Below are 21,399 nucleotides of genomic sequence, written 5' to 3'. Positions count from 1 at the left end.
ACAACGGAGAATTCTGTGTCCACTCAGTTCCAGGGCGTCATCCCCCCGGTCATCACCCCCCGCCACGCCGACGGCAGCATCGACACCGCGTCGCTGAAGAACGTCACCAAGCACCTGATCGATGGTGGAGTGTCAGGGCTTTTCGTCCTGGGCTCCTCCGGCGAAGTCCCCTACCTGACCAACGACGAGCGTGAGCTGGTGGTCTCCACCATCGCCGATGCCAACGCCGGCGCTGTCCCCCTGATCGTGGGCGCCAACGAGCAAACCACCAACCGCGTCATCGAGGAAGCCCGCAAGGTGATCGACCTTGGTGCCGACGCGATCGTGGTCACCTCCATGTACTACGCAATCGGCAACGCAGCGGAGACAGAAACGCACTTCCGCAGCATCCACGCGGCCATCGAAAAGCCGATCTTCGCCTACGACGTTCCGGTCCGCACGCACTTCAAGCTGCCCACCGACCTGCTGGTCCGTCTCGGCCGCGATGGCGTCATTGCCGGCGTCAAGGACTCCTCCGGCGATGACGTCTCCTTCCGCCAATTGCTCCTGGCAGCCAAGGACATTCCCAACTTCGACATCTTCACAGGGCACGAAGTTGTGGTGGACGGCGCTCTCCTCGGCGGCGCTCAGGGTGTTGTTCCGGGCCTCGGCAATGTTGATCCAGCAGGCTACCGCCGCCTGTTCGACGCCGCCCAGGCCGGTAACTGGGCTCTCGCGGCAAGGGAGCAGGACCGCCTGGCCGACGTCTTCGAGATCGTCTACACCCCTAACGGCCGTGTTTCCGGCGGTGCCGCCGGTCTTGGCGCTTTCAAGACCGCGCTGCAGGTCATGGGCATTATCGAATCCAACACCATGAGCCAGCCCATGCTTTCCTTGAACGACTCCGAGACTGCTCTCATTCGTTCAATTTTGGAGCGGAACGGGCTGGTCTAGGTTTTCCATGACCGCTTCCATGAACCACGTGATCGGCGTTGACCTCGGCGGAACCAAAACCGCCGCCGGGGTTGTTGCCCCTTCTGGCGAAGTGTTGATGTCGGAGACCATTCCGACGTTGAACAGGGCCGGCGGCGAAGCCATCCTCGACGCCACCGCTGCGCTGATCACGGGCCTGGTGGAGCGCGCTGCTGACGCAGGAATGAAAGTTTCCGGCGTCGGCATCGGCTCCGCCGGGGTGATTGACGCTTCTTCCGGGACCGTGGTGTCTGCGACGGACGCGATTCATGGCTGGGCCGGGACCTCTCTTGTGGCCGGGCTTGCCGCGCGTCTTTCGCTTCCTGCTTCGGCCGTCCGTGCCGTCAACGACGTCCACGCACACGCGCTCGGAGAAGCGTGGCTTGGCGCAGCCGCCGGGTCATCGAGTTCACTCACGGTGGCCTTCGGAACGGGAGTTGGCGGGAGTTTTGTGCTGAACGGCGTTCCTGCAGTGGGTCACCGTTTTGTGGGTGGGCACGTGGGGCATTTCGCTTCTCCCTACGCCTACTCTGACGGCGTTCCGCTGCCATGCGTATGCGGTGGTTCCGGGCATGTTGAGGCTGTGGCTTCCGGGCCCGCACTCTATGAAGCGTTTCTACGCTTTGGCGGTTCTGCCTTGGACGCAGCGGACACCCGTGGCGTGTTCGGTCTTGCCGCTACTGAAGCTCACGACGGCGGTGCTGCCGCAGGCTCTGCGGACAGCCGCGCCGCAGCTTTGCGTGCTATCGACATTGGCGCGGCCGCTGCTGGACAGGCTGTGGGCGGGCTTATCAACATCCTTGATCCAGAAACCGTGGTGATCTCCGGTGGCCTTGCCGATGCCGGTGAACCGTGGTGGAAGCCCATGGAAACTGCGCTCCGACAAGAACTCCTGGTTCCCTTGGTTTCCATCCCTGTCCTGCGGGCAACGCTGGGCAACACAGCGGCCATTGTTGGCGCCGCGAAACTCGTCCTTAAGTAGTCCGTAAGTAAAGGGAGACATCATGATTCTCACACCCGAAGGCCTCGAGGCCCTCCGCTCCCAACTCATCGTCTCGTGCCAGGCCTACCCCGGCGAACCCATGCGCGATCCCCGGACCACCGCCCAGGTGGCGGCCTCGGCCGTCATCGGAGGCGCTGCGGCGATCCGCGTCCAAGGCTCGGCCGACGTGCAGTTCACGCGTGCCGCCGTCGAGGTTCCTGTCATTGGCCTCTGGAAGGACGGGCACCACGGCGTGTTCATTACTCCCACACTGCGTCATGCCTTGGCTGTGGCGAATGCCGGAGCGCACGTTGTGGCGATTGACGGAACGCGCAGGGCCCGCCCGGATGGGCTTTCCCTGTCCGACACGGTGGCCGGCATACACGCGGAATCCCAGGCCTTGGTCATGGCAGATTGCGGGTCCTTCGACGACGCCGTTGCCGCCGTCGAGGCGGGTGCTGACCTGATCGGCACCACGTTATCCGGTTACACCGGCGAGCGCCCCAAGACTGACGGCCCGGACCTGGAGCTCTTGGAGCAGATCGCTTTCGCTGAGTTGGGCAAGCCCCTCATTGCGGAAGGCCGGATCCATACCCCTGCGCACGCACGGCAAGCCCTCGACGCTGGAGCGTTCGCCGTGGTGGTCGGCACCGCCATCACGCACCCGGCCAGCATCACGGGCTGGTTCAAGGGTGCGATGCACGCGTAGTTGTCGCGTTGCGAGGCCCGCTCTGCGCCCCAAAATTCACGCCAGGCACGCAAAGCAGGCCTCACAGCTCCGGTGAGACAGTAGCCACTGGCATTTCCTGCGCGCGGGAGTACTGCGACCACCCGCCGACGAACAGCTTGCCTTGGCCCATACCCACATGCTCCATAGCCAGCAGGTTGTGGCAGGCCGTCACTCCGGAACCGCAGTAGGAGACAGCGTTCCCTGCGGACAGGACGCCGGCATGCTCGAAGTTCGTTCGAACCTGCACTTCCGGGATCAGGTGTCCCGTGGAGTCGAGGTTCTCGCGGCACGGCACATTTACGGCCCCGGGTATGTGCCCGGGGCGGGGATCAACAGGATCCTGAAGTCCTTCGAAGCGGTCACGGTTCCTCGCGTCCACTCTCAGGTACGCGGCAGACGAGGCTTCGGAGATATCCGCCAGTAGATGCGCAGGCCAGGCCTGGGCCGAGAATCTCCCCCGGGTGCCTGGTGAGTAATCCCTGGTGAGTTCACCTTGGTAAGCGGCCATGCCGCCGTCGAGTATCGCCGCGTTGTGTCCCGTAGACCGGAGCATCCACACGAGTCTGGCCGCGATGACTCCACCTGCGTCGTCGTAGGCGATCACCGTGTCCGAGTCGTTGATCCCTGCTTGCCGCATGCCTTCGGCGAACACTTCGGGATCGGGCAGCGGGTTCCTCCCTGTTTCCGGGGATGCGGGGCCGGACAACCACTGGTCCAGGTCAATATACACAGCACCAGGAAGATGGCCGCTCCCGAAGGCATCCATCCCCGAAGATCCGTCCAGATACCAGCGGCAATCTGCAAGAACGAATTTCCCGGGGTTGCCCGCGCACCAACTCCAGTCGACAAAAGGCCTCAGATCTTCTTCCATGCACAGCAGCCTAGATGCATGTTCCATATTTTGAGATACAGATCCCAATATTTGGACACACCGCGCGTTGCGGGGCCTGCTCTGCGCACCAAAACCCACCCCAGGCGCGCAGAGCAGGCCTCACAACGCACGGGCGCCGGTTGTAGGCTTCTCCCATGACTGCCGAGACCTCCCGGGAATTCGATGTAATCGTGATCGGCGCCGGCGCCGTAGGGGAAAACGTGGCGGACCGGGTGGTTCGCGGCGGCCTGACGGCGGTGATTATCGAGAGCGAACTAGTGGGCGGTGAATGCTCATACTGGGCATGCATCCCCTCCAAGGCGCTTCTCCGTCCGGGGAGCGTGCTCCACGCCGCACAGGTGGTGCCCGGCGCGAGCGAGGCTGTTACCGGAGTTGTCGACGCCCAGGCTGCGCTGAAGAACAGGGATTGGTTCACCAACAACTGGCAGGACGGCAGCCAGGTTGACTGGCTGGACAGCGCGGGCATCGAGCTCATCCGTGGACGCGGCCGCATCACAGGCCCGCGCGAGGTTCAGGTGGATGGCCTCGATGGCAACAGTTATGCACTAAAGGCGCACCATGCCGTGGTGGTCGCGACCGGCTCCACCCCCACCATCCCGGACATCGAGGGCTTGAAGGATGCCCCCTTCTGGACCACCCGCGGAGCCACAGCAGCCAAGGAAATCCCCAGGCGCTTCACCGTGCTCGGCGGGGGTGTGGCGGGCGTGGAGATGGCGCAGGCATTCGCCCGGCTCGGCTCGGATGTGACCCTGATTGCCCGCGGCCGACTGCTCAGCAGCTATCCGGAAGAGGCGGCCACTCTGGTCCTGGCCGGACTCCGCGCTGACGGCGTCACCGTCCACGTTCACACCGACGTCCAGAAGGTCGAAAAGAACGACGACGGCACAGTGACAGTCGCGTTCGACGGCAAAACTGTCACCGCTGACAAACTTTTGGTGGCCTCAGGCCGGCACCCCGCCTTGGCCAATCTGGGCTTGGAGACTGTTGGCGTCGAGGCGCAGAACGGCAAGCCGCTCCGCCTCGCGACCGATGCCAGCGGCCTGGTTGAAGGCCCGGCCAGCGACGGCACGAGCGGGCTCTGGCTGTATGCCGCGGGGGATGCAGCGGGAAAAGTCCTCCTGACCCACCAGGGCAAGTACGAGGCCCGCGCCACCGGCGACGCGATCGTAGCAAGGGCCAATGGCAAGCTCCAGGGCACACCGAAACCGTGGAGCCCGTGGGCCCATACTGCCAATGATCACGCCGTCCCGAGCGTGGTGTTCACCGACCCCGAGGTGGCCTCCGTGGGGCCGAGCCTGGAGCAGGCCTTATTGCAGGGAAAGAATGTCACCGGCGTGGAACTCCCCATCAACGTTTCCGGCTCCCAACTGCACTCCCCCGATTACAAGGGCTGGGCCCAGATCGTGGTGGATGAGGATCGGCAGGTGATTGTCGGCGCCACCTTCGTGGGCCCCGGCGTTGCAGAGCTGCTGCACTCAGCAACCATTGCGATCGTGGGTGAAGTGAAGCTGGACCGTCTGTGGCACGCCGTTCCTTCATATCCGACGATCAGCGAAGTATGGCTGCGGCTCCTGGAGAAGTACGGACTCTAATCCCTATTTGAACTGACCAGTCAGTTTAGTTAGACTTTCAGCAGACACCATTTCTGCGAAAGGCTTCATTGTGCTGTCCGTACAGCAACTCCAGATCAACGGCCGCCGGGACGATCTCCTGCCGGCAACGTCACTTCAGGTCCGCCGCGGCGAACTTCTGCTCGTTGCCGGAGAGGGCCAGGACCAGCGGACCGCTTTGGCCTTGGCCCTGAGCGGCCGCATGAAGCCCAGCAACGGCGTCCTCAGCTGGGACACCACCACCAAAACCAAGAAGATCCGGCTTGCCAGTGCCCTGGTGGACTCCCCCGGCGTCAACGAACCCGAGCAGCACCTCAGCGTCCGTGACCTGGTCACCGAAGACCTCTCCCTCATCCCCCGCCGCTACCGTGGCGCGTTGTTGAGCAAGCCGTGGCTGAAGGTCAACAGCTTCGAGGACATCGCGGGACTTTGGATCGAACAAATTCCCGCCGTCCGCCGACTCGAACTCCTGACCGCACTCGCCCTCGCAGATCCGGCCACGGACCTCCTCGTGGTGGACTCCCCCGATCGCCACAGCGCAGATCCCGCAGCGTGGTTGCCCAGGCTTCAGGCTTTGGCGTCCGACGCCGGGCGGCCACTTGCCGTCGTCGCCGTCGTCGGTGCCCTTCCGGACAACTGGACCGGAGCCGCCGCGGTGATCGGCAACTCCGTGATGCATCCGCCCGAACCGGAGGCGGATGCCGCGCACTCCGAACCCAAGCCGGCTGCCGCCGTCGAACCCAAAGCCAAACATGCTGCCGAGCCGGTGGCTGAAGAGCCGGAAACGCTCCAAACTCCAGCGGCGCCCCAGACAGCCGCTCACCCCAAATCCGAAAACCTCCAAAGGACTGCAAAGTGACTGTTCTGCGGCTCGCCCGCTCCGAACTCAAGCGCATGACCGGCGGGCTCCTGCCCAAGCTGACCATCCTCGCCCTGACCATGGTTCCCTTGCTGTACGGCGCCGTGTACCTCTATGCGAACTGGGATCCGTACGGCAACCTGAACCAGATCGACGCCGCCTTGGTGGTTGAAGACACGGGCGCCACCTCAAAGGACGGCACGGAACTTCAGGCCGGCAAGAAGGTGGCAGACAGCCTGGTTGAAGGGCACGTCTTCAACTGGAAGCCGGTCTCCAGCGCTGAGGACGCAGACGCCGGTGTCCGTACAGGTGAGTACGCCTTCGCGCTCCGCATCCCCAAGGACTTCTCCGCCAACCTGGTCTCGCCCGGCAGCTTCGACTCCGCCAACCAGGCCATGCTGCACGTCACCACCAATGACGCCAACAACTACCTTTTGAGCACCATCGTGGACAAGCTCACCACAGCGGTTCACTCCACGGTGGCCAAGGAGGTGGGCGAGGAAACGGCAAACCAGCTCCTTACAGGTTTCGGGACCATCCACGCCTCCATCGTCAAAGCCGCAGACGGAGCCTCCGAACTGGCCACGGGCGTGGGAAAGCTGAGCGACGGAGCCGCCACCCTCCACGGCGGCACTACCGAACTGGTAGCCGGCGCCGACCAACTCGTGGCCGGGCAAACCAAACTGCGCGACGGTGCGGTCCAGCTCAACACCGGCGCCAGCCAGCTGAGCTCAGGCCTCACCGAGCTGAAAAACAAGACGGCAACGCTGCCTGCGGACTCCAGGAAACTCGCCGACGGCGCCGCCCAAGTAGCCGCCGGAAACGCCGAGCTGAACGCGAAAGTCCAGGACGTCGTCGGGCAGCTTGAAGCGGCAGACAAAGGCCTCCGGAACCGGGTGGTCGAGTCCAACGCGCGGCTGGTCGCGGCCGGTGTGCTGACGCAGGAGCAGGCCGCAAAGGTCCTGGCGGACTTTGACGCCGCCGCGGCGTCGAGCCCCGTGACGGACGCGAAGGCCAAGATTTCCGGCGACGCCGCCAAGATCCAGCAGCTCTCGGACGGCTCGGCTGCCGTAAGCGCCGGAGCCGCCAAACTCGCCGGAGCCACGCCAACACTCACCGACGCGATTTCGAAGGCCGCCGCAGGTGCCGGACAGCTGAACACAGGCGCGGCAACGCTCGCCGCCGGCCAGCAGACCGCTTTGGACGGTGCCGCCAAGCTCGACGACGGCGCCCGCCAACTGGATGACGGCGCAGGCCAGCTTGCCAGCGGCGCAGTGACTGCAGCCGACGGTTCACACACTCTCGCCACCGAGCTTGCCAAGGGCGCGGGCGATATCCCCAACCCGAACGATGAGCAGAAGAGCAGCGTGTCCAAAGTGATTGCTGATCCCGTGGCGGTTGACAACGTCTCGCAGGCCAAGGCAGGCTCTTACGGCGCCGGACTGGCTCCGTTCTTCCTGACCCTGGCACTGTGGATCGGCGTGTTTATGCTGGTCCAGGCCATGCGGCCCATCACCCAGCGGGCCTTGGCGTCGAACGCCCCCGCCTGGAAAATCGCCGTCGGAGGCTGGCTGCCGTTCTTCGTTGTCTCGGTGCTGCAGGCCACCATCCTCACACTCGTGGTGAACCTTGGCCTGGGCTTGAACCCCGCACACCCCATCGGCATGTGGCTGTTCATGCTGGCTGCGGTGATGGCCTTCAGCGCGATCATCCAGGGCATCGTGGCGCTGATGGGGACACCCGGAAAGTTCGTGGTGCTGATCCTGTTGGTCCTGCAGCTGGTGTCCTCGGGCGGAACGTTCCCGTGGCAAACCACCCCCATGCCGCTGCACGTAGTGCACGAGGTCCTGCCCATGGGCTACGTGGTCACCGGCATGCGGCACTTGATCTACGGAGGTGAGCTCAGCATGATCTGGCCCACCGTCCTGGGCCTGCTTGGATACACTTTGCTGGGAATGGCGTTGTCCACGCTCGCCGTCCGCAAGCACAAGGTGTGGACCCTCAAGACGCTGAAGCCGGAGATCGCAGTATGAGCACCACCGAGCCCGTCCCCACCGGTCCTTCAGAAAAGAAGCTCCGCCCCGGCCGCACCAACGCCACCAAGCAGCGCCTGTTCGAGGCCTCCATGGAATTGATCGGCGAGCGCGGCGCCGCTGGGGTCACGGTGGACGAAATCGCGGCTGCGGCTGGTGTCTCCAAGGGGACTGTCTATTACAACTTCGGCAGTAAGTCGGACCTGATTGCCCAGCTGCTTCGGCACGGTGTGGACATCATGCTGGTCCGGCTCCAAGACGTTCGTGGACAGGCCAGCGACCCCCTGGAGTCCATGAACAACATGGTGGGCCAGGCCATGGAATTCATGGACGACTACCCCTCCTTCGCCCGTCTGTGGGTCAGCGAAAACTGGCGCACCCCCGGTGAGTGGAGCGCCGTGTTCGCCGAACTCCGCGCTGAGCTCCTGGCGGTGATTGGTTCGGCCGTGGAAAGCGTTGCGTCCGGGTACAAGGTCAACGAGTCCATTGCCCGCGGGTCCTTGGAGGCGGCAATCTTCGGAGCGATCTTCGTGGTAGGACTGGACCGTCAGACGTACAACCCGGAACGGACCCGCGAGCAGAGCGTGGCCGCCGTGATGACCATCATGCACGGATACGTCATCAAGTAGCTTTGGCCGGCCCGTTGTGGGGCCTGTTCTGCACGCTCCCACTGGTGTTTAGGGCGCAGAGCGGGCCCCACAACGGTATTCAACTGCAATGTACGACGGCGTGGCGTGGCCGGTTGGTCGGCGATGATTAACCTCATGCGTCACATGGGGAACAGCGGAAAGCTTGCGGTAGTGGCAGCCTTTGTGTCGCTCGGGCTGTTGGTACTGGCCACGGTGGTCTTGGAAGAGCTGGTGCTGTACCTGTTCCTGGGCGCCGTGCTGGTCTGCTACTTGGCGTCGCTCGTCCAGGTCTTCAACCGCCGCCGCTACCTCGTGGTCCTCCTAGGCGCAGTGGGAACCAGCCTCTTCATTGGCTGCAGCATCGCGTTCCTGAGGATGTGGGGAATCGCCTTCAACCAGGATGCCAACGCCTTGGGCAGTGCCGGGAGCACCCAGGACTCCGACATCTACGTCTACCTGGCTGCCGCGGCCGGGGTCGGGACACTGGCTGTGCTGTTCCTCGGCGCGGTGGTGCCGTCGTTTGGTTCGCAGTCTGCAGCCCCCGTCCAGCGGCCCGCGACTCCGGCCAAGCGAACCCCGGCACCGCGCAAGGCCCCCGCCTCCCGCCAAGCGGCGCAGGCCAAGCGCCCCGCTGCGTCCGCCCCGAGGGCATCAAATGCAGCTAGGACCTCCGGTATTGCGAACGCATCCGGTGCCGTGAAGGCCTCTGGCGTGAAGCGTCCCGCACCCCGTACGCCGGCAGCGCCAGCCAAGCGTCCGGCGTCGAGCGCTTCCGGACAACGCAAGCCAGCCCCCAAACGTTAACGCCCCACAATGCGAGGCCCGCTCTGCGCCCCCACACCAGAGCTAACCACGCAAAGCAGGCCCCACAACGGGAGGTCAGGAGTCGAAGCCCAGCCCCACGGCGTCGAGCGCTTTGAGGATGAGGTTCCGTTTCCCTTGGTTGTGGTCCGCCCTGTCCATGGACCAGCGGGTCAGGTTGATGCCCAAGGAGGCCAACGGCTCGGGAGGGAAGGGAAGCGGCCGTTTCCGGACCATCTCCACCCGGGTTCGCTCGGTGTCCAGGCCGGCCAGCAGGTCCAGGAGGACGTCCGCCGCAAACGCCGTGGCCCCCACGCCCAGCCCCGTGAAACCAGCCGCGTACGCCACCCGCCCCTTCCGTGCAGTACCGAAGAACGCGCAGAACTGCGTGCTCGAATCGATGGGACCGGCCCACTTGTGCGTAAACTTCAAACCCTCCAACTGCGGGAACGTCGTGAAGAAGTGGGAGGCGATCCTTTCCCAGGTCTCCGGCTGGTATTCGTGCCGCTGGTCCACTCGACGGCCCCAGAAGTAGAGGGCATCGTACCCGCCAAAGAGAATCCTGTGGTCCTTGGTGATGCGGTAGTAGTGGAACTGGTTGGCAACATCGCCGATTCCCTGTCGTTTGCTCCACCCAATGGCTGCCAACTGATCGGCGGAAAGGGGCTCAGTCATGAGGGCGTAGTCGTACACCGGGACAGTCATCAGCTGGTTCCGCTTGAGCAGGGACGGAAACACGTTGGTGCCAAGAACCACGTACCCGGCTTCCACGTTTCCCCGTTCCGTGACCACCGTGACGCCGTGCTCATGGTCCTTGAGTTCACGCACACGCGTTCCTTCGTGGATCACCACCCCCAACTCCGTTGCCACCCGTGCCAGTTCAAGGCCGAGTTTGTACGGGTGGACCATCGCCACGGAGTCCTTGTGCCAACGCCCCGCCAGGTACGTAGGGGAATTGACCTCCGCCCGGATGGCCTCCTTGTCCAGGAAAACACTGCCGGGGCTGTCGTCCTCCTGGAGCCACGCCACCTGGTGCGGTTCGACGGCAACGTTGAGCTCTCCGGTCCGCTCCCAATCGCAATCCATGCCGTATTTCTCCACGGCTTCCTGCATGCGGTCCAGGTTGTCCATGCCCAGCCGGTCCAAAATCTCCAACTCGTCGGGCCAGCGGTTCTTGCCGTTCTCATGACCGTGGGTGAGGCTGGCCTCGCAGAAGCCGCCGTTACGGCCGGACGCTGCCCAGGCCACGTGTTCTGCCTCCACCAGGATCACGGTCCGGCCGGGATCCCGTTCCTTGGCGCGAAGCGCTGTCCAAAGGCCGGTGTAGCCGCCGCCGATAATCACGAGATCGGCGGCAGCATCGCCGTCGAGCTGTGCGTAATGAGTAGCTGAGTCCTTCAGGTCGTCGATCCAGAAGGGCCGGTGGGCGGCACCTTCCAGCGCATGGGATACGACGGCGGTCTGCGGGACATTCCGTTCGAAAACGGTGGTCTTCACGGGAGGTTCTCCTGTTTCACTGGTTAATCTCTTAGCCGGTCAGGCGATGACCGGCTCGGCGTCCCACAAGGGCCGGGGACGGGAGGCGATGAGGTTCCGCGTGTACTCATCTCCAGGGTCCTCAAGGATTCGCGCTGTGGGTCCCTGTTCCACGATCCGTCCCTGATGCATCACGATGAGCTCAGAACAGAGGCGTGACACCACGGCCAGGTCATGGGTGACGAACAGGATGGTCAGTCCGAGTTGGCGCCGCAGTTCCTCCACGAGTTCCAGCACCTGGGCCTGCACGGAGACGTCCAAAGCACTGGTGGCTTCGTCCAGTACCAAGAGACGGGGGCGTGCAGCAAGGGCCTTCGCCAAGGCGACACGTTGACGCTGTCCACCCGAGAGGGCCCTGGGCTTGGCGTCGAACCGTTCGGGCCCGATCCCCACCCTTGCCAGGAGCTCGCGTGCACTGTGCTTGGAATCTTTGCGTCCTTGCTTTTGGTGCAGCCGGAAAACATCGGCCACAGCGTTGCCAACAGCGATGCGGGGATCCAAGGACAAGTACGGATCCTGGAAAACAATCTGTACTTCCTTGGCCAACACTTTCCTTTCGGATGCCTTCAGGGGCCGGTGTGGCCTGATGACTCCGCGAAGGGTGAGTTCGCCTGCTGTGGCGGTTTCAAGCCCCAGCACCAGCCTGGCGAGCGTGGACTTCCCGGAACCGGACTCGCCCACGATGCCCAGGGACCCGCCCTCAGGCAAGCTGAAATGGGCGTTTTCCAAGGCGCTGATGACTTCTCCGCCGGGCAGATGGTAGCTCTTGGACAACCCGGTGACCTCCAGCAAAGGAGACCCTGCCGGCTCGGCCCCGGGAGCCGCAGCCGCGGCAGGGCCACCACCTGTCTCAATGACAGGAGTCGCCTCCACCAACTTCCGTGTGTAGTCCTGCTGGGGCGTCAGGAAAACATTCTGGGTTGCCCCGTGCTCCACCACTTCGCCGCGCCGGAGAACATAGACGCGCTCACAAAGGCTCGCGGCCAGGTTGAGGTCGTGGGTAATGAACAGCATGCCCATCCCGCGGGACTGTTGTTCTTCCCGCAGGAGCCGCACAATTCCGGCCTGCGTGGTGACATCAAGTGCGGTGGTGGGCTCATCGCACAGCAACAGATCCGGCGAGTTCAGGAGGGCCGCGGCAATCATGACGCGCTGGAGCATGCCGCCGGAGAGTTGGTGCGGATGCTGGTCCATGAGTTCCCGGGCGCGCCGAAGCCCCACCTGTTCCAGTTGCTTCACGGCGCGTTCGGTAGCCTCGGCACGGGACAACCCATCAAAGCGAAGCAGGGTTTCAGTGAGGAAATCCCCCACGGTCCGGACGGGGTTGATCCCGGCTCTGGGGTCCTGGAAGATCATCGACGCATGTCCGCGGCGCAGCTCCATCAGCCGTTGCTTGCTGGCCGTCAGGGTGTCGAGGCCCTTTACGGACACGAGGCCCGAGGACTGTGAGCCGCCGGGAAACAGCCCCAGCGCCGCCCGGGTGGTCAGGGACTTGCCTGAGCCGGACTCCCCCACCAAGGCGACCGCTTCGCCGTCGTTCACGTGCAGGGAAACGTTGTCGAGCAGTGGCGGCCTGCCCGGAAACCCGAGCGTAAAGTTTTCGATCTGCAAGAGCTGGCTCATGAAAGTTTTCCTCCGATGCGGTCTGAGATTTCCTCGCCGATGACGTTGACGGCCACCACCACCAGGACCACTATCAAGGCGGGCCAGAAGGCGGGCAGGAGGTAGCCGCCCAGCAGGGCGCCGCGGGATTCCTCGATCATGGCGCCCCAGTCGCTGGTGGGCGGTTGGACGCCGAGTCCGATGAAGGAGAGCGCCGCGAGGTCTGCCAGAACATAGCCGAAATTCAGGGTCGATTGGGCGCCAACCGTGGGAATGAGGTTGGGGAGAACCCGTCCCAGCACCACCCAGGGCGTCCGGAATCCGAGCACCCGGTACGCCTGTACGTAAGGCCTGCTGCGTTCGGCCACCACCAAGGACTGCGTGAGCCGGGCAACGTACGGAACGTACGCGATGGTCATGGCCAGGATGGGCGCGAAGAGCCCTTTACCGAACAACGCGATGGCCAGCATGGCCATGAGCAGCGCAGGGAAAGCAAAGAGGAGATCGAAGAGACGGCCCAGGACTTTGCCCAGCCAGCCTTCGGACCAGCCGGCCACCAGGCCCAGCAGCAGACCCAGCACAGTGGAACCGATCACCACAATGGTGGGTCCCAGGAGCGAGGTCCGACCACCGTGCATGATCCGGCTAAGGAGGTCGCGGCCCAAGGCATCCGTCCCCAGCAGATGCTGCCCGCTGGGACCGGCCAAAACGTTGTTCAGGTCTACGTAGTCCGGGTCGTACGGCGCCAGGACCGGGGCGAACAAGGAAAGAAGTACGACGGCGGCGGCAACGGCAAGCGCGCCCCACGCCATGGGTGACAGGAGGCTGCCGTAACGGCGAAGCCCCGCCTGTGGCAGCTGGATGGCTAACGTCATCGGGACTCCGTTCCGGCCGCGATCCGCGGATCAATGAGGGGTTGGACGAGATCCACCACGGTGTTGACCAGGACAAAGGCTGCAACCACCACCATGACGATCGCTTGGACAACACCGAAGTCGAGCCTGTCGATGGACTGCACCAAGAGTTGCCCGATGCCAGAGAGGCCGAAAGTCCGCTCGATGATGGCGCTGGAGACCAGGAGTCCGGCCACCAGCACGCCGCTCACGGTCAGGATGGGACCCAAAGCGTTGCGCAGCACGTGGCGTGCCACTACGGACCCACGGGTGAGCCCTCGGCTGGTGGCCACCTCCACGTGTTCGCGGAGCAATTGCTCGTTCATGGAGGACCGCGTCACCCTGGCCACCATGGCGATGTAGGTGACGCCCAAGGCGAGCGCCGGGAGGGTGAGATGCCAGATCCTGTCCCATCCGCCGTCGCCGCTTCCAAAGGAGGGGAACCAGCCCAGCCCCACGGAGAAAAGCGCTACCAGGGCGATGGCCGCAACGAACGGCGGAACAGCCCCGGCCGCAGTGAGCGTGACGAGGATGAAGCGGTCGCTGAAGCCCTTGTTCAGGCTGGCGACGATCCCGGCAAACAAGCCAAGGACGGTGATGAACACCGCGGCCAAGGCTACGAGTTGCAGGGTGGTGGGCAGCCGTCCGAGCAAGACGTCGGAGACGTCCTGGCGGTAAGTCAGTGAGCGGCCCCAGTCCCCGTGCAGGATGCCGCCGAGCCAGTTCAGGTACTGTTCCCAGGCCGGCTTATCCAAGCCGAACTGCCGGGTAATCTCTTCCAGTGCCTCGGGTTTGGGGCTGCGTCCCCTGAGCAGGAAGCGGGCAGGGTCTCCGGGGACCAGGAAACGGGAGAAGAACACGGCCAAGGAGGCAACGAATAACGTCAGCACCAGGGCGAGCAGCTTCTTCACGATGTAGACCGTCGGACGGTCCGACCTGCGTTTGTCCCGCTTGTGGCCGGGAGCGCCAGGCGTGTTGGCAGCTTGGACTTGTTCTGTAGCGGTCATATCAGCGACCTCCTATCTGGGCTGCCCACGGGTAGTACATGTAGTTGATGGACGGGTCCGCACCGGTGATGCGTTTGCCGAGCCACATGGAGGTGACGGTTTCGTAGAGCGGTCCCCAGACCACTTCTTCGCTGGCCAGCTTTGCGGCCTGGCCCGTGAGTTTGCCGCGGGCCTCCGGATCCTGCACGCTGTACGCGGAGTTCACCAGGTCATCGAATTCCGGGTTGCTCCAGCCTCCGTAGTTGCTGAAGTCGCCGGTCCGCAGCACGCTGTACATTTCCAAAGGCTCGGCGCTGGAGAGGTACCAGGACGTCACCAGCAGGTCCACGTTCTTGCGGGCCTCCGGGTCCGAGAACAGGGTGGTGTATTTGTCGTTGGACATGGTCTGGATTTCCGGTTCCAGGCCGATCTCCTTGGCTGCGGACGCGATGGCCCGTGCAGTGATGTCGAACGCGGCATTCAGGGAGGCGGTGGCAAAGACGAACTTGCTGCCTTCGGCCCCGGCTTCCTTCACCAGCTTCTTTGCCTCTTCCAGGTCATAGGGCGTGGAGAGGAGCCCATCAAAGGCCTCATCAGCTGTGGCCGCCGGGACGTCCTTCCAAACACTCCTGGTGGTCAGTGCATCCGTGTTCTTCGCGTAGCCCTGCTCCGCGGCCTTGATCAGCGCGTCCCGGTTGATGGCCATCATGAGTGCCTTGCGGACCCGGACATCCTGGAAGGTCCCGGCCAGGTTGGTGAAGACCATGCTCTGGACGGAGGTGTCATTGCCGAAGTACAGGGAGCCGGCATCCTTGTTGGCCTTGAGGATGTCGATCGCGTTGGACGGTATCGCGAAGCCGCCGTCGATTTCGCCCGTTTGGAAGGCGTTGATGCGGGATGTGGCGTCCGGGAGCATGGTGAATGTGACCTGCTTCGATTTGGCTTTCAGGTCCGGATCCCAGTAGTCGTCGAAGCGTTTGAGGGTGATGCTCTCCCCCGCTTCCCACTGATCGAACTGGAACGGCCCCGTGCAGTTCACTCCCGCTTTTGAGTTGCCGTAGTCCTTGCCTGCTTCCTCAATGGTTGCTGCGGACTCCACCACACCCGGGGCGCCCACCAGGGAAGAGTTGAACACGTAGTCCGGACGCGTGGTGGTGACCGTGACTTCGTAGTCGCCGGTCTTCTCGATGGACTCCACGTTTTGGTAGGACGACGCCCAGAACGAACCCACTTCCGGGTCGAGGTGGCGGCTCAGGGAAGCGACGACGTCATCCGCCGTCATCTCGGTGCCGTCGTGGAACTTCACCCCTTGGCGGATGGTGTAAATCCACGTCAGGGGATCAGGATTCTCTACTCCCGTGGCCAGGCCGGGCGAGGTTGAGAGGTCAGCGTTCCATCTGAACAGCGATTCGCACACGTTGGACAGGACGGTGTTGTCCGGGTAGTCGAACGCGTAGGCGTAGTCCAAGGAGAACGGCTCCGCATACATGGCCCAGCTGAAGTTGTCGATCTCCTTGGTGGGCGCCTCTGTGGAGTCGGACAGGGTGTACTTGGTACCGCCCGCGGCGTCGGTCACGCTGGCGGGCCGCGCGCCGCAGCCGCCCAGAACCAGGCCGAGTACGACGCCGGCCAGCGTCACCGCGGTGATGCGCGACGGCGTCGTCCGCTGTTTGCGGCGCATGGCGCCACCCGCAGTTGGCAGCCTCACTGGGTCACCGCCGACAGGTGGCTGCGGGTTGATTCCGTGAGTCGGCTTTGAGCTGCCGCCCGGTCATAGACGCACTCGCCCCCAATCCACGTCTGCGTCACCTCTGCCCGGTGCAGTTCCTCTTCGGGAAGATCGAAAAGATTGACGTCCAGGACGGCGAGATCCGCCAGTTTGCCGGGTTCCAGGGTTCCCGTTGCGGCGTCCAGGTGGTTGATCCATGCAGTGCCGTGGGTGTAGGCGTCCACGATCTGTTTGAGGCTGAGCTTGTGCGATGCCGGGCCGAGCGGAGGGAGGTTTTCTCCCGGGGCTTTGCGGTTCACTGCCACATGTATGGCCGCAATGGGGTCGGCAGTGGAGACCGGCCAATCGCTGCCCGCCACCAATCGGGCGCCCGCAGCAGCCAGCTCGCCGAAGGGATAGTGCCTGTCCTCTGCGCCCGGTTCAAGGAACGGCAGCGTCAGCGTGTCCATCTGTTCCTCGTGGCAGGCCCACAGAGCCTGTACGTTGGCGGCGGCATTGAGCTCCGGGAAACGGGTAACGTCCTCGCGGCGGACCACCTGCAGGTGCGCAAGGTGGTGCCGGTGATCGTTGGCGCCGTTGCTGTTCCGGGCTGTCTCCAGCGCGTCCAGGGCATCCGTGACAGCGCGGTCACCAAGGGCGTGGAAGTGAACCTGCATGCCCTCGGCGTCTATGGCGGTGACGAACTCCTTCAACTGCTCCGGCTCGAAGAACTCAATGCCGCGGTTCTCCGTGTGGTGGCCGTGGTGGTCCAAGTAGACGTGGTGCATGGCAGCTGTGTAGTTCTCGGCCACACCATCCACCATGACTTTGACCGTGTTGGCGTTGAGCTGCAGGGGGTCGAATGCTTCGGCCACGCTGTTCCGGCGTTCCACGATTGCTTCCAGCTGGGACATACCGGCGGTCCTGTCCCACCACTGGCATGCCGTGACCCGGACTTTGAGATCCCCGGCCTTTGCTGCGTCCTGGTAGACCTTCAGGTGATCGGCATGTTCGCCCTCCGGGATGGGAACCCAGGCGTCCTGCCAGGCGGTGATGCCCTGGGCGAGCAGCAATTGCTGGGATGCGAGGAGGCCTTGGTAAGCCAACTCGTATGACACTGCCGGCTTGACCGCGTTGAAGAGGTCCATGGCACCTTCGTGGACGGTGCCTGCCGGCGTGCCGTCCGCTTCGCGTTCCAGCCGGCCGCCGTCCGGGTCAGGTGTGGCCTTGGTGATCCCGGCGGCTTTGAACGCCGCAGTGTTGGCCCAGGCGCCGTGGTGGTCCCTGTTGACGAGGTACACAGGCCGGTCCGGGACCACGGCATCAAGCAACTCCCGCCCGGGGGTGCCACCGGGGAAGAAATCCATGGACCATCCTGCGCCCAGGATCCACGGTTCGTCCGGGTTGTCCGCGGCGTAGCGGGCAACTGTTGCCACCGCCTCTTCTGCGCTGGCCACCTCCGTCAGGTCGCACTGGAGCAGCTCTATCCCGGCGAAGATGGGGTGGATATGGGCGTCCTGGAACCCGGGAAGCACCAGTTGGCCTTGGAGGTCTACCCGGCGCGTTTCCGGCGACACCGTTGCCTCCAGGTCCTCCGGCCCGCCTACGGCGATAATCCTGCCGCCCTCTATTGCTACATCTGCCCGAACGGGTCCGGCGCCTTTGCCGGTGTACACCCATCCGTTCTCCAACAAAATCTCTGCGTGCACGATCGAGTCCTTTCGTGGGGAAATTCAACTCTGGGAGACAGGCTATGAGCCGGATCACATTAAAGTCAACAGTGTTGACATCAGTGCTGACAAAGACTTTGACTTGTCCTCGAAAGGAGGTGGCCATGGATCATGTAGGTTGATAATCAACCGGGGATCGCATGGAAGGCGGACAACAGATGGTGCAGCCAGCACAGTCGACGGACCGTCGCACCCGTCTTGACCCCGCCGCCATCATCGACGCCGTCCTAAGGATTTCCAGCCAGGAACCCAGTGAGCGGCTGACCGTCCGACGACTGGGGCAGGAACTTGAAGTAGACGCCACCGCCGTCTACCGTCACTTCCGGAACCGGGACGCAATCGTCAGGGCAGCACTGGACAAGTTGTTCATGACATCAGTGGAGCGCACGCTGGCCGTGGCGCGCCATCAGGACTGGCGCGCCCGGCTCGAGGCGTACCTGGACGAGCTCCTCAGGGCTTTCATGGAGCACCCCTCCCTGGGCAGCGAGTCATTCGCCACGGACACCTACGGCCCTGGCGAGCTAAAGGCCATCGAGTTCGTCCTGCAATGCCTCACCGACGCCGGGCTCGAAGAGGCCCGCGTAGTGCACTACTACGCAGCCTTGGAAAGCTACACCCTTGCGCTCGGTGCCGGCATTGCGGTGGAAATCCAGCGGCTCCCGGACTCCGAGGGCCACGATCCCTGGCTCAACCCCAGGGTCTTCACGCGCATCACCGGGCATCCCCTCTTGGAAAAGCACCATGCCGCACTGCAAAACCTCGACTCGTTGAAGGCATTCCACGCTGGTCTCGCAGCCATCCTGGACAGCGCCGAACGCGAAAGCGCACAGACGCCGCAGGCCTGACAGCCTGCCACGCACCCAACCCACCTTCACCGCACGCACGCCGCCACCCGGCGTCGTTCCTTCATCACTGCCCGGACACCGACGCCCGGCAGGGAAAGCACGGCACCCACATGCATCAGTTCATTAACGGAAAACTCCTGTCCGGCACCTCGGAAGACACCCTGGACGTCATCAACCCGGCGACGTCGGAGGTGGTGCAAACCGTGAGCCTCGCTTCAGCGGCGGACCTCGAGGCCGCGGTGGCAGCAGCCCGTTCAGCCTTCCCGGCGTGGTCCCGGACCACCGCTGGAGAACGAGCCGGAATTTTGCAAAAGTTCGCCCGGATCATGGAGGAACGGGCCGCGGAGTTCTCCCGGGTGGAGAGTTCACAGACGGGCAAGCCATTGCGGTTGACCCGCGAATTCGACGTCCCCGGCACCATCGACAACATCGACTTCTTCGCGGGAGCCGCCCGCCACCTCGAAGGCAAAGCCACAGCTGAGTACTCACCCCAGCACACCTCCTCCATCCGCCGCGAGGCGATTGGCGTGGTGGGGTCCATTGCGCCGTGGAACTACCCGCTGCAGATGGCGGCATGGAAGATACTGCCCGCGATCGCGGCCGGCAACACCATTGTCCTCAAGCCTGCCGAGATCACACCACTGACATCGCTCATGTTCGCGCAGGCGCTCACGGATGCCGGACTGCCCGACGGCGTGGTGAACGTGGTGGTGGGCGACGGAACCACCGTGGGGGCTGCGCTTATGCGGCACCCCGACGTGGACATGGTGTCCTTTACTGGCTCTACCGCTGTTGGCCGGACAGTCCTGGAAGCTGCGGCCGTGAACGCCAAGCGCGTGCACCTTGAACTGGGCGGAAAAGCACCTTTTGTGGTGTTCGATGACGCCACCCTGGACGCCGCCGTGCATGGCGCCGTGGCAGGTTCGCTCATCAACACCGGACAGGACTGCACCGCAGCCACCCGCGCCATTGTGCACCGGAGCGTGTACGAGGAATTCGTGGCGAAGGTAGCCGAGCGCTTCGAGGGGATCATTCTTGGCGCGCCCGGAGTTACCGACGCGGACCTTGGCCCCCTGGTCTCCTTCAAGCAGCGGGACCATGTGGCGGGAATGGTGGAGCGGGCCCGGGGTTACAGCAAAGTGGTGGCCGGGGGCTACGCTCCCACTGATCAGGGCTTGGGCAAGGGCGCCTTCTACCGGCCCACCCTGGTGGTGGACGCGGCACCCGACTCGGAGATCGTCAAGGACGAGGTGTTCGGCCCGGTCCTGGTGGTTCTTCCCTTCGACACGGATGACGAAGCGATCCAGCTCGCCAACGACACCGTCTACGGACTGGCGGCCTCAGCTTGGACCAACAACCTCCAACGCGCCATGCGCGCCACCCGCGAGATCAAGGCGGGCTGCGTCTGGATCAACGATCACATCCCGATCATCTCCGAGATGCCCCATGGAGGTTTCAAGCAGTCCGGATTCGGCAAGGACATGTCCGCGTACTCCTTTGAGGAGTACACCCAGGTAAAGCACGTGATGGTGGAGCTGGACGGCGTCATCGAGAAGGACTGGCACCGGACCATCTTCACGCTGCGCTGATTCCTCGGTTGCGAGGCCCGTTGGGCTCCGTTGTGAGGCCCGCTCTGCATGCCTCCGCGGGATTTATAGCCGCAGAGCGGGCCCCACAACGCTCACTTCGGGACGGATTTTTCGGCCAGCCCCGAGCACGGCCGTGGCCACACCGAGGAGCAGGATCAACCCGCCCATGATTTCGGCAAGGGTAGGAATTTCATTCAAGACCAGCCAAGCCGCCGTCATCCCCACCACAGGGACCAAAAGCGTGAAGGGCACGACGTCGGAACTCGGGTACAGCGACAACAACCGGTTCCAGATGCCATAACCGATCAGGGACGCAAATACCGCGGTGTAAATCGCACTGAGGATGGTGGCCGGTTGCAGGTCCGTGAGCGTTGCCCAGACTGTGTCAGGCCCGTCAACTGCCAACGACAACCCCGCCAAGGGAACAGGAACCACTGCACCAGACCACACCACCAGGCCAAGCCCGGAAGCAGCCTTGGAATGCCGGGCCACCACATTGCCAACAGCCCAGGACAACGCCGCGGCCAAAACGATCATGAGCGGAAGGACCGGCGCCACAGCGCTGCGCCCCAATGCCACCACGCCCAGGCCCACGATGCCGAGCACTACGCCGGCCATCTGACGCCGGCTGGGCTTCTCCCCCAGGAACTTCGACGCCAGCAGGATGGTGAACAGGACCTGCCCCTGGAGGACCAGCGAGGCCAAGCCCGCCGGCATCCCGAGCGCCATGCCCAGGTACAAGAGACCGAATTGACCGGCACTCATGAAGAGTCCGACGCCGACTATCGCCTTCCAGCCCACCTCCGGCTTACGGATGAACAGGATGAACGGAAAAACGACGAGCAGGAAGCGCATACCAACGAAAAGCAGCGGGGGGACTTCCCTGCCGTTCGTGTGCAGTCCGAGGTCAATGGCTACGAAGTTGATGCCCCACAAGAGGGCGACCAAGACGGCGAGGGCAGAGTGGCGAAGGTTCACAAGTACACTCTGACTCCCTCCAGCGTGAAGCACCAGCGTTGAATT

18 protein-coding genes are annotated in these 21,399 nt (G+C 63.9%); 10 read left to right on the top strand and 8 right to left on the bottom strand.

What is annotated here, in order from left to right:
* Positions 1-15 precede the first annotated feature (15 nt).
* Genes ABIE35_RS17025 through ABIE35_RS17015 form a run of 3 tightly spaced genes read left to right on the top strand, consistent with a single transcriptional unit; the run spans position 16 to position 2,642 of the window.
* Complete coding sequence (locus ABIE35_RS17025; protein WP_354516752.1) at positions 16-933, top strand: dihydrodipicolinate synthase family protein; 918 nt, start codon at positions 16-18, stop codon at positions 931-933.
* Positions 934-952: 19 nt separating this feature from the next.
* Positions 953-1,933 (top strand): ROK family protein, encoded by a 981-nt coding sequence (locus tag ABIE35_RS17020; protein WP_354516874.1) that lies wholly within the window; start codon positions 953-955, stop codon positions 1,931-1,933.
* Positions 1,934-1,955: 22 nt separating this feature from the next.
* On the top strand, positions 1,956-2,642 hold the full coding sequence (locus ABIE35_RS17015; protein ID WP_354516750.1) for an N-acetylmannosamine-6-phosphate 2-epimerase: 687 nt from the start codon (positions 1,956-1,958) through the stop codon (positions 2,640-2,642).
* Between the two features lie 61 nt (positions 2,643-2,703).
* On the opposite strand, the gene ABIE35_RS17010 is transcribed toward ABIE35_RS17015, so the two are convergent.
* Complete coding sequence (locus ABIE35_RS17010) at positions 2,704-3,534, bottom strand: sulfurtransferase (RefSeq protein ID WP_354516748.1); 831 nt, start codon at positions 3,532-3,534, stop codon at positions 2,704-2,706.
* A gap of 155 nt (positions 3,535-3,689) precedes the next feature.
* Here ABIE35_RS17010 and ABIE35_RS17005 point away from each other — a divergent pair, with 155 nt between their 5' ends.
* From ABIE35_RS17005 to ABIE35_RS16985, 5 genes are all read left to right on the top strand, one after another.
* A complete protein-coding gene (locus ABIE35_RS17005) occupies positions 3,690-5,147 on the top strand; it encodes a dihydrolipoyl dehydrogenase family protein (RefSeq protein ID WP_354516747.1) in 1,458 nt (485 codons plus the stop codon).
* Between the two features lie 70 nt (positions 5,148-5,217).
* Positions 5,218-6,024, top strand: a complete 807-nt coding sequence (locus ABIE35_RS17000) for a P-loop NTPase family protein (protein ID WP_354516746.1) — start codon at positions 5,218-5,220, stop codon at positions 6,022-6,024.
* On the top strand, positions 6,021-8,057 hold the full coding sequence (locus ABIE35_RS16995) for a YhgE/Pip family protein (RefSeq protein ID WP_354516744.1): 2,037 nt from the start codon (positions 6,021-6,023) through the stop codon (positions 8,055-8,057). The genes ABIE35_RS17000 and ABIE35_RS16995 overlap by 4 nt, the downstream gene beginning before the upstream one ends.
* A complete protein-coding gene (locus tag ABIE35_RS16990) occupies positions 8,054-8,686 on the top strand; it encodes a TetR/AcrR family transcriptional regulator (protein ID WP_354516742.1) in 633 nt (210 codons plus the stop codon). The genes ABIE35_RS16995 and ABIE35_RS16990 overlap by 4 nt, the downstream gene beginning before the upstream one ends.
* 144 nt (positions 8,687-8,830) lie before the next feature.
* On the top strand, positions 8,831-9,490 hold the full coding sequence (locus ABIE35_RS16985) for a hypothetical protein (RefSeq protein WP_354516740.1): 660 nt from the start codon (positions 8,831-8,833) through the stop codon (positions 9,488-9,490).
* Positions 9,491-9,565: 75 nt separating this feature from the next.
* Here ABIE35_RS16985 and ABIE35_RS16980 read toward each other — a convergent pair whose 3' ends face one another.
* The 6 genes from ABIE35_RS16980 to ABIE35_RS16955 are packed head-to-tail and all read right to left on the bottom strand — an operon-like array spanning position 9,566 to position 17,921.
* Positions 9,566-10,984 carry an NAD(P)/FAD-dependent oxidoreductase gene (locus tag ABIE35_RS16980; RefSeq protein WP_354516738.1) on the bottom strand — a complete coding sequence of 473 codons (1,419 nt, stop codon included), beginning with the start codon at positions 10,982-10,984 and terminating at the stop codon, positions 9,566-9,568.
* 39 nt (positions 10,985-11,023) lie between these two features.
* Complete coding sequence (locus tag ABIE35_RS16975; protein ID WP_354516736.1) at positions 11,024-12,646, bottom strand: dipeptide ABC transporter ATP-binding protein; 1,623 nt, start codon at positions 12,644-12,646, stop codon at positions 11,024-11,026.
* Positions 12,643-13,500: an ABC transporter permease gene (locus ABIE35_RS16970; RefSeq protein ID WP_354516734.1), complete on the bottom strand. Its 858-nt coding sequence runs from the start codon at positions 13,498-13,500 to the stop codon at positions 12,643-12,645. The genes ABIE35_RS16975 and ABIE35_RS16970 overlap by 4 nt, the downstream gene beginning before the upstream one ends.
* Positions 13,497-14,525, bottom strand: a complete 1,029-nt coding sequence (locus ABIE35_RS16965; RefSeq protein WP_354516732.1) for an ABC transporter permease — start codon at positions 14,523-14,525, stop codon at positions 13,497-13,499. The genes ABIE35_RS16970 and ABIE35_RS16965 overlap by 4 nt, the downstream gene beginning before the upstream one ends.
* Before the next feature lies 1 nt (position 14,526).
* Positions 14,527-16,185 carry an ABC transporter substrate-binding protein gene (locus ABIE35_RS16960; protein WP_354516731.1) on the bottom strand — a complete coding sequence of 553 codons (1,659 nt, stop codon included), beginning with the start codon at positions 16,183-16,185 and terminating at the stop codon, positions 14,527-14,529.
* A 23-nt stretch (positions 16,186-16,208) separates the two neighbouring features.
* Positions 16,209-17,921: an amidohydrolase gene (locus tag ABIE35_RS16955; protein WP_354516729.1), complete on the bottom strand. Its 1,713-nt coding sequence runs from the start codon at positions 17,919-17,921 to the stop codon at positions 16,209-16,211.
* A gap of 179 nt (positions 17,922-18,100) precedes the next feature.
* On the opposite strand from ABIE35_RS16955, the gene ABIE35_RS16950 reads away from it, so the two are divergent.
* Complete coding sequence (locus ABIE35_RS16950) at positions 18,101-18,787, top strand: TetR/AcrR family transcriptional regulator (protein WP_354516727.1); 687 nt, start codon at positions 18,101-18,103, stop codon at positions 18,785-18,787.
* A 110-nt stretch (positions 18,788-18,897) separates the two neighbouring features.
* Entirely contained in the window at positions 18,898-20,376 is a 1,479-nt protein-coding gene (locus ABIE35_RS16945; RefSeq protein WP_354516726.1) for a gamma-aminobutyraldehyde dehydrogenase, read from the top strand.
* Between the two features lie 63 nt (positions 20,377-20,439).
* On the opposite strand, the gene ABIE35_RS16940 is transcribed toward ABIE35_RS16945, so the two are convergent.
* Positions 20,440-21,354: an EamA family transporter gene (locus ABIE35_RS16940; RefSeq protein ID WP_354516724.1), complete on the bottom strand. Its 915-nt coding sequence runs from the start codon at positions 21,352-21,354 to the stop codon at positions 20,440-20,442.
* Positions 21,355-21,399 lie beyond the last annotated feature (45 nt).

Origin of the sequence: Paenarthrobacter sp. 4246, from assembly GCF_040546855.1 — a bacterium.
Taxonomy (GTDB): Bacteria; Actinomycetota; Actinomycetes; order Actinomycetales; family Micrococcaceae; genus Arthrobacter.
Note: the sequence above shows the minus strand (reverse complement) of the source record. Positions and strands in the feature narration are given on the sequence as shown.